Source organism: Lacibacter sp. H407, from assembly GCF_037892605.1.
GTDB lineage: Bacteria > Bacteroidota > Bacteroidia > Chitinophagales > Chitinophagaceae > Lacibacter.
Window position 1 is genome coordinate 2,865,458 of the sequence record NZ_JBBKTU010000001.1, and the last position, 14,465, is coordinate 2,879,922.

At 41.4% G+C, this 14,465-nt stretch carries 15 protein-coding genes; all 15 read left to right on the plus strand.

Annotation, left to right across the window (positions count from 1 at the left end; all coding sequences use genetic code 11):
* Positions 1-172 precede the first annotated feature (172 nt).
* The 15 genes from WG989_RS12345 to WG989_RS12415 all read left to right on the plus strand — a co-directional run bounded on the left by WG989_RS12345 (position 173) and on the right by WG989_RS12415 (position 14,449).
* Positions 173-1,924, plus strand: coding sequence for a glycoside hydrolase family 2 protein (locus WG989_RS12345; RefSeq protein ID WP_340429781.1), 1,752 nt, complete (start codon positions 173-175; stop codon positions 1,922-1,924).
* Between the two features lie 437 nt (positions 1,925-2,361).
* Complete coding sequence (locus WG989_RS12350; RefSeq protein WP_340429782.1) at positions 2,362-2,535, plus strand: hypothetical protein; 174 nt, start codon at positions 2,362-2,364, stop codon at positions 2,533-2,535.
* A gap of 8 nt (positions 2,536-2,543) precedes the next feature.
* The gene (locus WG989_RS12355) at positions 2,544-2,672 is read left to right on the plus strand and encodes a hypothetical protein (RefSeq protein WP_340429783.1); all 129 of its coding nucleotides are present in this window, start codon (positions 2,544-2,546) and stop codon (positions 2,670-2,672) included.
* A 37-nt stretch (positions 2,673-2,709) separates the two neighbouring features.
* Positions 2,710-3,696 carry an aldo/keto reductase gene (locus WG989_RS12360; protein ID WP_340429784.1) on the plus strand — a complete coding sequence of 329 codons (987 nt, stop codon included), beginning with the start codon at positions 2,710-2,712 and terminating at the stop codon, positions 3,694-3,696.
* 99 nt (positions 3,697-3,795) lie between these two features.
* Positions 3,796-4,110 carry a DUF3467 domain-containing protein gene (locus WG989_RS12365; RefSeq protein WP_324228874.1) on the plus strand — a complete coding sequence of 105 codons (315 nt, stop codon included), beginning with the start codon at positions 3,796-3,798 and terminating at the stop codon, positions 4,108-4,110.
* Between the two features lie 146 nt (positions 4,111-4,256).
* On the plus strand, positions 4,257-5,333 hold the full coding sequence (locus WG989_RS12370; RefSeq protein ID WP_340429788.1) for an Ldh family oxidoreductase: 1,077 nt from the start codon (positions 4,257-4,259) through the stop codon (positions 5,331-5,333).
* 281 nt (positions 5,334-5,614) lie between these two features.
* Positions 5,615-6,937 carry an aspartate kinase gene (locus tag WG989_RS12375; RefSeq protein ID WP_340429789.1) on the plus strand — a complete coding sequence of 441 codons (1,323 nt, stop codon included), beginning with the start codon at positions 5,615-5,617 and terminating at the stop codon, positions 6,935-6,937.
* A 108-nt stretch (positions 6,938-7,045) separates the two neighbouring features.
* On the plus strand, positions 7,046-7,852 hold the full coding sequence (locus WG989_RS12380) for a hypothetical protein (RefSeq protein WP_340429790.1): 807 nt from the start codon (positions 7,046-7,048) through the stop codon (positions 7,850-7,852).
* Positions 7,853-7,901: 49 nt separating this feature from the next.
* A complete protein-coding gene (locus tag WG989_RS12385; RefSeq protein WP_340429791.1) occupies positions 7,902-9,134 on the plus strand; it encodes a proline dehydrogenase family protein in 1,233 nt (410 codons plus the stop codon).
* An 86-nt stretch (positions 9,135-9,220) separates the two neighbouring features.
* On the plus strand, positions 9,221-10,015 hold the full coding sequence (locus WG989_RS12390) for a thymidylate synthase (RefSeq protein ID WP_340429792.1): 795 nt from the start codon (positions 9,221-9,223) through the stop codon (positions 10,013-10,015).
* Between the two features lie 68 nt (positions 10,016-10,083).
* Complete coding sequence (locus WG989_RS12395) at positions 10,084-10,584, plus strand: dihydrofolate reductase (RefSeq protein WP_340429793.1); 501 nt, start codon at positions 10,084-10,086, stop codon at positions 10,582-10,584.
* A 74-nt stretch (positions 10,585-10,658) separates the two neighbouring features.
* Positions 10,659-11,459: an O-methyltransferase gene (locus WG989_RS12400; RefSeq protein ID WP_340429795.1), complete on the plus strand. Its 801-nt coding sequence runs from the start codon at positions 10,659-10,661 to the stop codon at positions 11,457-11,459.
* A 97-nt stretch (positions 11,460-11,556) separates the two neighbouring features.
* Positions 11,557-12,666: a Re/Si-specific NAD(P)(+) transhydrogenase subunit alpha gene (locus tag WG989_RS12405; protein WP_340429796.1), complete on the plus strand. Its 1,110-nt coding sequence runs from the start codon at positions 11,557-11,559 to the stop codon at positions 12,664-12,666.
* 25 nt (positions 12,667-12,691) lie between these two features.
* Positions 12,692-13,000, plus strand: coding sequence for an NAD(P) transhydrogenase subunit alpha part 2 (locus tag WG989_RS12410; protein ID WP_340429797.1), 309 nt, complete (start codon positions 12,692-12,694; stop codon positions 12,998-13,000).
* Between the two features lie 36 nt (positions 13,001-13,036).
* Positions 13,037-14,449: an NAD(P)(+) transhydrogenase (Re/Si-specific) subunit beta gene (locus WG989_RS12415; RefSeq protein ID WP_340429798.1), complete on the plus strand. Its 1,413-nt coding sequence runs from the start codon at positions 13,037-13,039 to the stop codon at positions 14,447-14,449.
* Positions 14,450-14,465: the final 16 nt, after the last annotated feature.

Consider the following 14,465-nt stretch of genomic DNA (forward strand, 5'->3'; position numbering starts at 1 on the left):
GCAATCGTTGTGTTGCTGATGTTATCGTCATGCAAAAAAGCAAGCACACTTGTGCAAATAATTAACAGCGATAATATTATTTATTATGAATAGAAAGAACAGCATTTCGAATTTATTTCTGACAGCTATTGTTTTGTGCTCTTTTTTGTTTGAGGGTATGAGCCAAAACAATATGCTGCAGAATATTTATGGCCGTACACATCTCAGTTTGAATGGGCGATGGAATTACATCATTGATCCTTATGAAATGGGTTATTACGATTACCGCCATACACCTTTTGATCAATCAGCAACAGGCAAAGGCGGTTTTTATGATGATCGTCAGCAAAAAGATAAAGGTGAATTGATCGAATACGATTTCACCTTATCGCCTAACATGAAAATTCCCGGCGATTGGAATTCACAAGCTGATAAACTGGAATTTTATGAAGGCACCATCTGGCTTCGTCAAAAATTCAAAGCAGATCCAAAAGCAGATAAGAAATATTTTCTCTACTTCGGTGCAGTGAATTATGAAGCACATGTGTATCTCAACGGAAAAAAATTAGGCATTCACAAAGGAGGATTTACTCCGTTTCAGTTTGATGTAACAGGGAAACTTACAAAGGGAGAAAACTTTGTGGTGGTGAAAGCAGATAATACCCGACACCAGGATGAAATACCAACTGTTAATACAGATTGGTGGAATTATGGTGGCATTACCCGTGATGTATTGCTGGCTGAAGTACCCACTTCCTACATCGCTGATTATAAAATTCAGCTGGCAAAAGGAAACTTAAATCGTATTGAAGGATTTGTACAACTCGCCGGCGTTGAAACTGCACAAACTGTGACCATCAGTATTCCTGAAGCAGGTATTAAGCAATCGGTTACTACTGATGCAAAGGGAAGAGCAGTAGTAACGATTCCTGTAAAGAAATTAAATTACTGGACACCTGAAAATCCAAAACTGTATAACGTTGAAATTTCAAGTGCAGCTGATAAGATAACAGACCGTATTGGTTTTCGCACAATTGAAACAAAAGGGCAAGACATTTTATTAAATGGTAAATCTGTTTTCCTGCGTGGTATTTCATTGCATGATGAAAATCCATTGATCCCCGGTCGCTTAAGAGGGCAAGGTGATATGCGTATGATGTTGCAGTGGGCAAAAGAACTCAATTGTAACTATGTGCGTCTTGCACATTATCCGCATAGTGAAGAAATGGTTCGTCTTGCAGATGAAATGGGTTTGATGGTGTGGGCCGAAGTGCCTGTGTATTGGACCATCTCTTGGGAAAACCCTGCAACGTTTGCGAATGCACAGCAACAATTGAGTGATCTCGTCATTCGGGATAAGAACCGTTCAAGCGTTATTATCTGGTCTGTAGGAAATGAAACGCCTTTAAGCGATCCACGTAATTTATTTATGGGTAAGCTGGTAACAACTGCACGTTCATTGGATGATACAAGATTGGTTGCAGCTGCATTAGAAATTCATCGAAATGGAAGTAATGTAGTAGTGGAAGATCCGTTGGGCGATAAACTTGATCTTGTAAGTTTTAATGAATATGCAGGTTGGTATTGGAGCAATACAAAAGATATGTTGAATTATAAATTCGACATTAAGTATAACAAACCTGTTGTGATCACTGAGTTTGGTGCAGATGCGTTGGGGGGTTATCATGCAGATGATGAAACAAGATGGAGTGAAGAGTACCAGGAACTGTTGTACAAAAATCAATTTGCCATGCTGACTGCTATCAGCGGACTTCGTGGAATGACGCCTTGGATCTTAACCGACTTCCGTTCGCCCCGTCGTCAACATCCGTACTTCCAGGACTATTGGAATCGCAAAGGATTAATTTCTGAAACCGGTAAAAAGAAAAAAGCATTCCATGTGTTAAAAGCGTTCTATGATGAGATGCAGAATAAGTACAAGTAGTTTAACATACAAAACCTTTAGAAACAGCTTCGATAACTTTTTCCTGAATTTTTAGTATCAAAAACCACTCAGCAATGGGTGGTTTTTTGCGTCAAGTCGAAGTAAATGAATTTTTCGGTTTCCCAGTGTAATGTGTTCAAAAGTTGGTAATTTAAAAATCAAGTTATTGAAACTCATCTTTACTTTACTTTGTCAAATCATTGCAGGTGAATGGGTGGATTCGGCAATAGCTGTTAAATTACAGATAACGAAATGACGATTTGCTATTCATAAGCGCTTTGCAAATCCTCTGGATTCGCTGTGGTAAATATTTTAGCAGGAAAAACAAGAGATTTCATTGTTCAGGAATCGTAACAATATTTGAAAATTGGTTTTATGAATGCACTGCCTGTCGCAATGGGTTACCTAAAGGTTGTACAGCCATCAATGTATTTAGTTTGCATGTAGATGGGGGCATTATGGAATTTGGTCGTATTGCAGGCGGACAGATAATTGCCATGGATGTAAATGATACACGTTTAAATTTTTGTAAGGACAAGTCGAAAGTGCAGCATACCATCAACCCATTGAATGAAGATGTACTGGAACGCAGGAAGATTTTGATCATGTGATGATGTGTATGCGCAACAAATTGGCTGATCCTGCCACCTACATACCGCATCAAGTGCAATTTGATGAAGTGAAAGATAATTTCAAAAATTGGCTCGATCCAAAGAATGGAGTGATCAAAGCAATGGCGGAGCTGTAACTTCGCATAAATTTTAAACAATCACAAGAAAGGATATATGCAATACAGAACACTCGGCAAAACAGGAATGAATATATCAGCCATCAGCCTTGGTACCTGGCAGGTAGGTGGTAAATGGGGTAGTACATTTGATGAAAAGAATGCGGATGCTATTTTAAATACTGCTGTTGATAACGGTGTCAACTTTATTGATACAGCCGATGTATACAGCGATGGCGAAAGCGAAAAAGCCATTGGCCGTTTCCTGAAAACAAGAAAGGAAAAATTATTTGTAGCTACGAAGTGCGGACGACAAATTCAACCACACGTAAACGAAGGTTATACGCCTTCCGTGTTACGCAAGTATGTAGAAGACAGTTTGCAACGTTTGCAAATCGAAACAATTGATCTGATCCAGTTACATTGCCCGCCGACAGCTGTGTATTATCGTCCGGAAATTTTCGGTTTGTTTGACGACTTGAAAAAAGAAGGTAAGATCCGGCACTTAGGTGTAAGTGTAGAGAAAGTTGAAGAAGCATTAAAGGCGATTGAGTTTGATAATGTAACAACGGTGCAGATTATCTTCAATATGTTTCGTCAGCGACCTGCTGAATTATTTTTTGAACAGGCGAAGAAGAAAAATATTGGTGTGATTGTACGTGTGCCGTTAGCAAGTGGCTTATTAACCGGAAACTATACTTCGCAAACAGTTTTTGAAAGCGGCGATCATCGACAGTTTAACCGAAATGGTGAGGCGTTTGACAAAGGCGAAACCTTTTCAGGTATTGATTATGCAACAGGTTTGCAGGCAGTTGAGGAATTAAAACAAATTGTGCCCGCCGGCAAAACCTTAGCTGCGTTGGCATTAAAGTGGATATTGGATTTTGATGCGGTGAGCACAGTTATCCCTGGTGCTTCAAAACCGGAACAGGTTTCACGAAATCTTGAGGCATTGAATGAACCATCACTCAGCAGCGAGCAGTTGCAACAGGTGCAGGCTGTTTATGAAAAGTATATCAAACAATCGGTGCATCATCTTTGGTAAAACGCCGTTTCAATTTGCAGGAATTGTACTGATAAGCTCTGATTTTCTTTCCTTCGTTACAGGGCTTATCTGTTGTATATTTGCTGCTCAATTATTTTTATGGACGAACAACAAGCAAATCCTAATCAGCTCAACATCGAGATCACAGAAGAAGTAGCGGAAGGTTCTTATGCCAACCTCGCCATCATTACACACAGTCATGCAGAATTTGTGATCGACTTTGTAAACGTTATGCCCGGCACACCCAAAAGCAAAGTAAAATCAAGGATTATTTTTACACCGCAACATGCCAAGCGTTTTATGAAAGCGCTCACGGAAAATATACATCGCTTTGAAGCTGCGAATGGTGCTATCCGTGACCTGGAAGAAATGCAGATACCGTTGAATTTTGGTGGGCCAACTGCGCAAGCGTAGAATAAGTGATGAGTGGATGAATACCGGCATTGGTTTTCATGGCATCATTTGTTGCGTCGCAATCACTTCGTCTGTAATGCAATTATCATCATTCGTTCGCATGTTGAATTGTATCATTAATTGTTGATTTCTTTTCGTGTAGCAATATGGAGCAAGTGTTTTCTTATCCGCATTTATTTTCATTTACGAAGAATGTATTCCTTTCAATGGGTTGCAGCGAAGCTGATGCAACGATTGCAACTACGGTATTGCTGTCGGCCGATCTGCGTGGTATCGATTCGCATGGTGTGGCAAGGCTGAGCGGTTATGTGCGTTTGTGGGAAGCAAAGCGGATCAATGCAACACCCAACATCAAAATAATTCATGAAACACCATCAACCGCAGTTGTTGATGGCGACAGTGGATTGGGTTTGGTGGTTGCGCCGTTTGCAATGAAGGTGGCTATTGAAAAAGCAACGAATGTTGGCAGCGGATGGGTGAGTGTACAAAACAGTAATCACTTTGGTATTGCAGGTTATCATGCAATGATGGCCTTGCAATATGATATGATCGGTATGGCCATGACCAATGCATCTGCATTAGTTGCACCAACGTTTTCTACTGAACGTATGCTGGGCACCAATCCAATTGCTGTAGCAGTGCCAAGTGGAAACGAACCGCCTTTTGTTGCAGACATGGCAACAACAACTGCTGCAAACGGTAAACTTGAAATTCTGCAACGCAAAAATCTTGAAGCACCAATCGGTTGGATTCAGGATGCAGATGGTGAAGCAACAACGGATGCACATGCACTAAAAAACAAAGGCGCATTATTGCCTTTGGGAAGCGATAAAGAACATGGCAGTCATAAAGGCTATGCACTGGGAAGTATTGTTGATATTTTTTCAGCTGTATTGAGCGGTGCCAATTATGGTCCGTGGGTGCCGCCCTTCCCGGCTTACGTGCCCATGCCGGAGAATCAACCGGGCAAAGGATTGGGTCATTTTCTTGGGGCGATGCGTATCGATGCATTCCGCAAAGCCGATGATTTTAAGAAAGACATGGACAACTGGATCCAACGTTTCCGTTCTGCCAAAACCATTGAAGGATACGATCAGGTGCTCATTCCCGGTGATCCCGAACGTTTGTTTGAAATTCAACGAATGAAAGACGGTATCCCTTTATTGGAAACAGTTGCAGAAGATTTAGCAAAAGTTGGACAGAAATTCAATCTCTCTCTTTAATTTTGCAACCCGTTCGAATATGGTTTGCTGTGCGGGTGTTTCTTTTACCTGAGCATTGAAATGAGGTTGTTGCACTTCGGCTGTTAAAGATTATTTCAACTTTAATAAGACGGTGGGGGGAATGATGAAGAAATTCGTCGGGGAGGTGATGTAGGAAGATGAGTGATGAATGATCAGTGATGAGTAGTCATCTATCAGCTATGAACCATGAACAATGAACAACTGGTCGTCTGTCGTCTATCGACTGTGGACCAAATTAAAACATAAATAAACCTACGGTAATGAAAGTGATGAAGTTTGGCGGTACCTCAGTGGGAAAGCCTGAAAGAATGCACGATGTAGCAACCCTGATTACTCGTGATGAAGAAGAAAAAATTGTGGTATTAAGTGCATTGAGCGGCACAACCAATTCGTTGGTTGAAATTGGTGCGGCCATGGCAAGTGGCGACAGAGCTGCTGCCAAACAGGTAATTGATAAACTGGATGCACATTACCAAACTTTCATCAGCAATCTGCTTGCGACAGAAGAAGCACAAACAAAATGTCGTGCAATTATTGCCGAGCATTTTGAATTCCTGAATATCATTCTCAAAATTTCGTTCAACGAAGCATTAAATAAAGATATTCTGGCGCAAGGTGAATTGATGAGCACAAAAATGTTCAGCTGTTACCTCGAAGAAAAAGGGATCAATCATATGCTTTTGCCTGCATTGGATTTCATGACCATTGATAGTTATGAAGAACCGCAGATCGGCAGCATCAAAGTAAAGCTGAGCCAGTTGTTGAATCAGAACAAAGACAAAAAAATATTTATTACACAAGGATACATCAGCCGCAATGCAAGAGGTGAAGTGGATAATTTAAAACGTGGTGGTAGTGATTACAGTGCTTCATTGATCGGCGCTGCTATCAACGCATCTGTATGTGAAATATGGACAGATATTGACGGCATGCACAACAACGATCCACGTATTGTTAAGAAAACAGTTGCCATTGAGCAGTTGAGTTTTGATGAAGCGGCAGAGTTAGCTTACTTCGGTGCAAAAATTTTACATCCTGCATCCATCTGGCCGGCACAGCATTATAAAATTCCTGTGAAGTTGTTGAACACGATGCAGCCCGATGCTAAAGGCACACTCATTACAGAAGAAGCAGGAAGCGTTGGTGTAAAAGCGGTTGCTGCGAAAGATGGCATTACTGCTATTAAGATCAAGAGCAGCCGCATGTTGTTGGCGTATGGTTTCTTACGCAAAGTGTTTGAAGTGTTTGAGAAATACCGCACATCGATCGATATGATCACTACTTCTGAAGTAGCTGTTTCGTTGACCATTGATAACAGCACACATCTCGATGAAATTATCCGTGAACTGGAACCATTCGGTACAGTTGAGCTGGATAAAGACCAGGCCATTGTAAGTATTGTTGGAAATGAAATTGGCAAAACAGAACATATCCTTTCCAAATTATTCGAAAGTATTGCCGATATTCCTGTACGGATGGTGAGCTACGGTGGCAGTCCGCACAACGTTTCCTTGTTGGTGCCTGCATCATACAAAACACAAACCTTGCAGATATTGAATAAAGGAATTTTTGGTTTGGATTAACAGAATTAGATCAGTCTTTATTTTTCTATTAAGCCCGTAATTGTATCTTGAGGAAGTATGCAATTACGGGCTTCTTTATTCCTGCTTACTTTTCTTTTTTGTTCAACCATGTTTGGGCAAACACCTGCCGGTGTGTGGGAGGGTAGTTTTTTGGTGAACGGAAATAAAAAGCAAAAAATGAATGTGCGGATCGAGTTGATGGAACAGGAAGGTGGATTTGTCGGCATTATTAATACAAGAGGGTTTGATAAGAATACAGTGTATGGTTGTGATTACCTGGTAACAGGTTCTGTAAATGGACAAACACTTAACCTTAAGCGAAAAAGTGTACGGCGTGGAGTAGGAATGAGTAACGAAGAATGTTTTTGGTTTCAGGAACTTGATCTCCGTTTACAAAAAGCAAACGCCGTTGAACAATTGAAAGGCGTGTGGGTTTGGATGAGCGAGGAAGCCGATCAGTTTATGGCAGTTAAATCGCAGGACAGTGTTTCTGAAGTTACCAAAGATGAAATTACAGCATACGTTGAAGAAACGTACCGCATGTACGAAGAGAACAATGTGTTGTTACCGGTAGTAGATCGCATGAGTAATAAGGTCGCTGATATCTATGTTGACAGTGGCGATATTGTGCTTGATTTTTCAGTTGATTCAGCAAGCGTACATGATTCAATTGCTGTGTTCTTTAACGGCAACCTCATCTCGGCCGATCATAATTTTATAAAAGCTCCACTCCGTGTTCGGCTTAAAGAACTGGCACCAGGGGCCAATGATGTAGTCGTGATCAGTCAATCGGTTGCGCAAAAAAAGTTAAGCATCCGTCTTGATGTAAAATTCCAGGGCAAGTCGCTGCAATTTACCCTGCAGCCAGGCTATACCCGCAATGAGCTGTTGTTTTTCCATCGAAAACAGGAATGATGGCAGGAACGTTTTTCAGTTATATTTGCTCCCTCTAATCGTAGATAGCATGCCGAACAATTCCAAAGTTTCTTTCGAGAATACAGCTAACGCATTTGAATATAAGAACGACCAGCAACTGAAGAAAGCCCATTTTCTTTTTTCATCGATGGGGTTTAATTGGTTGGTAAATATTGGTACCCGTCTTACTCCTTGGGCCATTAAAGCCGGTTTGCCGGTGAAGGGTCTTATCCGCAGTACATTATTTGATCAATTTGTGGGAGGCGAAACTTTGCAGCAAACGGCAAAAGTGGCCGATATGCTGGAGAAATTTCATGTGCAGGTGATCCTTGATTATGGTGTAGAGGGTGGTGATTATGGCGAAGATGAAAAAGACCATGCTTGCGATGAGTTTATTAAAGTGATCGACTATGCAGCCACGCAGGCCAACATTCCATTCATGAGTGTGAAAGTAACAGGTGTTGCACGGTTTGCACTGTTGGAAAAAATGGATGAGTTGATGCATAACGGAACAGGCACATTGATTCGCCGTTACGAGCAGGCATTGGAACAGTTAACAAAAGAAGAGCGGGAAGAATGGCAGCGTGTATGCAACCGCATGGAAAAAATATGTTCAGCCGCCGCAACAAAAAAAGTTGGGGTGCTGATCGATGCTGAAGAAACCTGGATACAGGATCCGGTGGATGCATTAACGATGTTGATGATGGATCAGTATAACAAAACAAGCGCTGTGGTGTACAACACAGCGCAAATGTATCGTCACGATCGTTATCAGTTTATTCATGACTGTTTTGAAGCAGCGGAGCAACGCAATTTTATTCTCGGAATCAAAATTGTGCGTGGTGCCTACATGGAAAAAGAGCGCAAGCGTGCACAGGACATGAATTATGAATCACCGATTCAGCCCGATAAAGAAAGCAGCGACCGTGATTATGACGCCGCCGTTGAGTTTTGCATTCAGCATGTAGATCGTGTTGCCACCATTGTTGCATCGCACAACGAACATAGCAATCAGTTGGCTGCCGAATTACTCCATAGCAAAGGTTTGCCGCACAATCATCCGCATGTGCACTTCAGTCAGCTTTATGGTATGAGCGATCATATCACGTTCAACCTTGCCAAACAAGGGTATTCAGTCAGCAAGTATTTGCCGTTTGGTCCTCTTGAAGATGTGGTGCCTTATCTGATGCGCCGTGCACAGGAAAACAGCTCCATGAACGGACAAATGGGACGGGAGCTGCTCTTGATCAAAAAGGAAATGGCTAGAAGAGGAGTGAAGTAAATCACCAGTGCCTCTCTCTGTACACAATCAATCCACACCTATCGGCCACCGGCTAATGGCTAGTGGCTTTTCTTTACCTTGCACCCATGCAACAATACCTCTCTTTACTGCAGCATATATTGGATAACGGTGTTGAAAAAACCGATCGTACAGGCACAGGTACTAAAAGTGTGTTTGGCTACCAGATGCGTTTTGATCTGAGCGAAGGATTCCCTTTGGTCACGACCAAGAAAGTACACATGCGCAGCATAATTCATGAACTGCTTTGGTTCCTGAAAGGAGAAACAAATATTGCTTATCTCAAAGAAAACAATGTGAGCATCTGGGACGAGTGGGCAAATGAAAATGGAGAGCTTGGTCCGGTATACGGCAAACAGTGGCGTAGCTGGGAAGGAGCGAATGGAGTAGAGATCGATCAGGTAAAAGACTTGATTGATCAGATCAAAAAAAATCCGGATAGCCGTCGTTTAATTATTAGTGCATGGAATGTAGCTGATCTGCCAAAGATGGCGTTGATGCCTTGTCACACCATTTTTCAATTCTATGTTGCGGAAGGAAAATTAAGTTGTCAGTTATACCAACGCAGTGCCGATGTGTTTCTCGGTGTTCCCTTCAATATTGCATCGTATGCATTACTGACGATGATGATCGCACAGGTGTGTGATCTCAAGCCCGGTGATTTTGTGCATACGTTTGGTGATGTGCACATTTACAGCAACCATATGGAACAAGTGAATCTGCAATTAAGCCGCACACCGTTTCAATTACCATCCATGAAGTTGAATCCGGAGGTAAAAGATATTTTCGAATTTAAGTTCGACGATTTTACGTTGGAGAATTACCAAAGTCATGGAGCGATTAAAGCGCCGGTAGCTGTTTGATTTCAGATTGCAGATGTTCAATTTTAGATTTGTTCGCAATCTGCAATCGTCATTCTAAAATCTGAAATGTGATTATAAGTTTAATCGTCGCAGCAAGTTCCAACAACGCCATCGGTCGTAACAACGAATTACTATGGCATTTACCGATCGATCTGAAGTTTTTCAAAAACACAACCTGGGCGTTACCTGTGATTATGGGGCGAAAAACGTTTGAATCAGTTGGCAGTAAACCGTTAACAGGGAGAACCAATATTATTGTTTCAAGACAGGAAGGTTTGACATCACAATATGATAATGTATGGTTTGCTGCTTCGCTTGATGAAGCAATTGAACAGGCAAAAAAACTCGAGACAAAAGAGATCATGATCGCAGGTGGTGCGCAGATCTACGAACAGGCATTGCCCATTTCAAACCGCATTTATTTAACAAGAGTGCATGTGCATTTAGAAGCCGATGCGTTCTTTCCTCCTTTTCCTCTTGACGAGTGGAACTTAACCCGCAACAGTGATTTTGAAGCGAATGAAAAGCATGCATACTCATTCTCCATTCAACAATGGGATAGGAAATAATGAGGGATGAGTAATGAATGATGAGTGCTTACATTTCCCAATTCCTAACTACAAATTCCTAATTCCATTTCCTGATGTATTCATCTTTCCAGCTCGGTAAAAAGTATCTCAACTATTATTTCACTGCTGCTAACGGCAAAGGGCACGGTATTCATTCGCCGTTTGTGTTTGATCTGGTTGTAAATGTGCTGAATGATAAAACGAATTATGCTGCCTATAAAGAAATTGAATTACAACGGAGTTTATTGTTAGGCAATGAAACGATCATCACCGTTGAAGATTTTGGTGCAGGTTCAACCAAAGGATTAACGAAACAACGGGTGGTGCAGCAGATAGCAGCTACTTCACTAAAGCCAAAAAAATATGCTCAATTGTTGTACAGGTTCGTAAATTATTTTCAACCAACACAAATACTGGAGCTGGGAACATCGTTAGGTATCACCACTGCTTATCTTGCCAAAGCTAAACCAACTGCTGTTGTTACAACCATGGAGGGATCTTATACGATTGCTAAAATTGCTGAAGAGAATTTTCAAAGGCTGTTGCTCCAAAATATACGCATCGTTACCGGCAATTTTGATGAAACGCTGGCATCAACAATTGCTTCAGCATCTCAGTCTTTCAACTTTGTGTTTATCGATGGTAATCATCGCAAAGAACCAACGCTCCGTTATTTTGAACAGTTACTTGCAAAGGCTGATAGTAATACGGTATTTGTTTTTGACGATATTCACTGGAGTAAGGAAATGGAAGAAGCATGGGAGCATTTGAAGCAACATGCATCGGTTACATTAACGATTGATCTGTTTTTTATTGGACTGGTGTTCTTACGAAAAGAACAAAAGGCGAAAGAGCATTTTGTGATCAGGTTCTGAATTTTATCGGGATATATTCTTATTTCAAAATTTTGGCTTTGATAAAAATCAATAACTTCACATCCTCACTGCAAAACTTGCTTAATCCCGATTTATTATGGTTATTGGTGTTTTAAAAGAACCGGCACACGAAACAAGAGTATCAATGATTGCCGAATCTGTTGCGGCATTGGTGAAAAAAGGAATCACAGTATTTGTGGAAAACGGAGCAGGCAATCTGTCGTTTTGTAATCACGCAGCATATGAAGCAGCAGGTGCACATATCAAAACCCGGCAGGAAGTGATCGGTGATGCAGACATTATTCTGTCAATCCATGCGCCAACTCCGGCTGAGATCGATCAACTGTCAGCAAAGATTCTTATTGGTGTGTATCAGCCATTGATGCATGTGGATGCCATGAAAAACTGGGCAACAAAAAATATAACTTCCTTTTCATTGGATATGTTGCCACGTACTACCCGTGCACAGGCAATGGACGTGTTGAGTTCACAGGCAAATATTGCCGGATATAAAGCAGTCTTGACAGCAGCGAATTTTTATTCCCGTTATTTTCCCATGTTTATGACGGCTGCAGGAAGTATCAAGCCTGCTAAAGTGTTAATACTTGGTGCCGGTGTTGCAGGATTACAGGCCATTGCAACTGCCAAACGTTTAGGTGCGGTGGTGGAAGTGTTTGATACACGGCCAGCGGTGAAAGAAGAAGTAATGAGCCTCGGTGCAAAATTTGTAGAAGTAGAAGGTGCGGCCGATGCAAGTAAAGCAGGTGGTTATGCAGTTGAACAAACAGAAGAATACAAACAAAAGCAACAGCAAAAAATTTCGGAGAGTGTTGCAAAAGCAGATATCATTATTACTACTGCACAGATACCCGGTCGTAAAGCACCGATATTGATCACGGAGGAAATGTTGCAACTGATGCAAAATGGTTCAGTTATTATTGATCTGGCAGCGTCAACTGGTGGTAATACACCCTTCACGAAAAATAATGAAACAGTTGTTGTAAACGGAGTAAGCATTGTAGGTAATTCAAATCTGCAGGCAACAATGCCGTCAGATGCAAGTAAACTGTACGGAAAAAATGTTCTCAACTTTTTACAACTCATCATCACCAAAGAAGCAACGATCAATCTCAATTGGGAAGATGATCTGGTAGAAGGCTCTTGTATTACACACAACAACGAACTGGTTCACGAACGATTAAAATAATTCACTCACACATCATTCAACGAGTATGGAAAGTGTTCTCAATTTTATTTCAGCAAACGAGCAGATGATCTACATTCTGATGCTGGTTATTTTTCTTGGCTTTATTGTCATCAGTCGTGTGCCTGCTGTATTGCATACGCCATTGATGAGTCATGCAAACGCCATCAGCGGTGTGGTAATTATTGGAGCCATCATTGTAATGGGCCGTGCCGATGCTGATAATTATGCCGCATTGATCCTTGGTTTCCTTGCCGTGGTGTTAGGTGCCATTAACGTAGTGGGTGGATTTGTTGTAACCGACCGCATGCTGGAAATGTTTAAAAAGAAAAAATAATCCGTTCCGGAGTAATTCATACAAACTGACTGAATAATGGGAGTTTCAATTTTAAGTATCATTTATATTGTTGGTGCCATCACCTTTATCATTGGATTGAAAATGATGTCGCATCCTGATTCGGCACGCAAAGGAAACATGATTGCAGGTGCAGGAATGCTTGCAGCTATTCTCGGTACCATTTTTTTATACAAAAATGAAGACGGTACAGGCTTACAAAATCATCTTTGGATATTTGGTGCAATTGTGATCGGCACATTGTATGGTGTGATCGCTGCAAGAAAAGTAAAGATGACAGGTATGCCTGAAATGGTGAGCTTGTTTAATGGATTGGGTGGCGCAAGTGCTACATTGATCTCGGTAGTTGAATTCAATCATTTAGCGGAACTGAATTTTCCGGCTGAATTATCAACACCCGGTACAATGGCTATTCTTTTCTCCGGAATTATTCTCGGCAATATTACATTCTCCGGTAGTTTAATTGCATGGGCTAAACTTAGTGGTAAGCTAAAAGACTTTGCATTCCAGGGACAACATATTGTAAACATCCTGTTACTGCTTGCAAGTATTGTCTTGTCAGTTTATATCAGTTCCGATCTGCAATCAGAAAATACAACCGTGTTATTTGCTGCTGTATTTCTTTTATCACTTGTTTACGGTGTATTATTCGTGATGCCTATTGGCGGTGCAGATATGCCCGTGGTGATCTCATTACTGAATTCATTGAGTGGATTAAGTGCAGCTTGTGGCGGTTTCCTGTTCGATAATAAAGTTGTTTTTACGGGTGGTATCCTCGTTGGTGCTGCCGGTACAATTCTTACTGTGTTGATGTGTAAGGCTATGAACCGCTCATTGACCAATGTATTGATCGGCTCGTTTGGTGGAAGCAAAGCAGCAGCGGGAAATAAAGAACAGGGAGCATATAAAGAGATCAGTTTAAACGATTCAGCAGTTGTAATGAGTTACGCAAGTAAAGTAATGATCGTGCCGGGTTATGGGTTAGCTGTGGCGCAGGCGCAACATACTTGTCATGAGTTACAAAAAATGTTGGAGGCAAAAGGAGTGGATGTAAAATATGCGATTCATCCTGTTGCCGGACGTATGCCAGGACACATGAATGTATTGCTTGCAGAAGCGGATGTGAGTTATGAAAAACTATTGGAAATGGAACAGAGCAACGAGGAATTTCCATCAGTTGACCTGGTATTGATACTTGGTGCCAACGATGTGGTGAACCCGGCTGCAAAATCTGATCCTTCTTCACCCATATATGGAATGCCCATTCTTGATGTTGGACTTGCAAAGAATGTGGTAGTAGTAAAACGCAGCATGAAACCCGGTTATGCAGGTATTGAGAACGAGTTGTTCTTTCATCCCAAAACCTCGATGTTGTTTGGTGATGCGAAAAAAGTATTGCAGGATCTGATCGCTGAGATCAAGAGCATATAGTTTGTACTTTCGCAAC

Bases quoted from the DNA above. Each gene is read 5' to 3' on its own strand.
- WG989_RS12415 (WP_340429798.1), top strand. From the start codon at position 13,037: ATGGGAGTTTCAATTTTAAGTATCATTTATATTGTTGGTGCCATCACC.
- WG989_RS12410 (WP_340429797.1), top strand. From the start codon at position 12,692: ATGGAAAGTGTTCTCAATTTTATTTCAGCAAACGAGCAGATGATCTAC.
- WG989_RS12405 (WP_340429796.1), top strand. From the start codon at position 11,557: ATGGTTATTGGTGTTTTAAAAGAACCGGCACACGAAACAAGAGTATCA.
- WG989_RS12375 (WP_340429789.1), top strand. From the start codon at position 5,615: ATGAAAGTGATGAAGTTTGGCGGTACCTCAGTGGGAAAGCCTGAAAGA.
- WG989_RS12385 (WP_340429791.1), top strand. From the start codon at position 7,902: ATGCCGAACAATTCCAAAGTTTCTTTCGAGAATACAGCTAACGCATTT.
- WG989_RS12345 (WP_340429781.1), top strand. From the start codon at position 173: ATGCTGCAGAATATTTATGGCCGTACACATCTCAGTTTGAATGGGCGA.
- WG989_RS12355 (WP_340429783.1), top strand. From the start codon at position 2,544: ATGCGCAACAAATTGGCTGATCCTGCCACCTACATACCGCATCAAGTG.
- WG989_RS12370 (WP_340429788.1), top strand. From the start codon at position 4,257: ATGGAGCAAGTGTTTTCTTATCCGCATTTATTTTCATTTACGAAGAAT.
- WG989_RS12360 (WP_340429784.1), top strand. From the start codon at position 2,710: ATGCAATACAGAACACTCGGCAAAACAGGAATGAATATATCAGCCATC.
- WG989_RS12390 (WP_340429792.1), top strand. From the start codon at position 9,221: ATGCAACAATACCTCTCTTTACTGCAGCATATATTGGATAACGGTGTT.
- WG989_RS12380 (WP_340429790.1), top strand. From the start codon at position 7,046: ATGTTTGGGCAAACACCTGCCGGTGTGTGGGAGGGTAGTTTTTTGGTG.
- WG989_RS12365 (WP_324228874.1), top strand. From the start codon at position 3,796: ATGGACGAACAACAAGCAAATCCTAATCAGCTCAACATCGAGATCACA.
- WG989_RS12400 (WP_340429795.1), top strand. From the start codon at position 10,659: ATGTATTCATCTTTCCAGCTCGGTAAAAAGTATCTCAACTATTATTTC.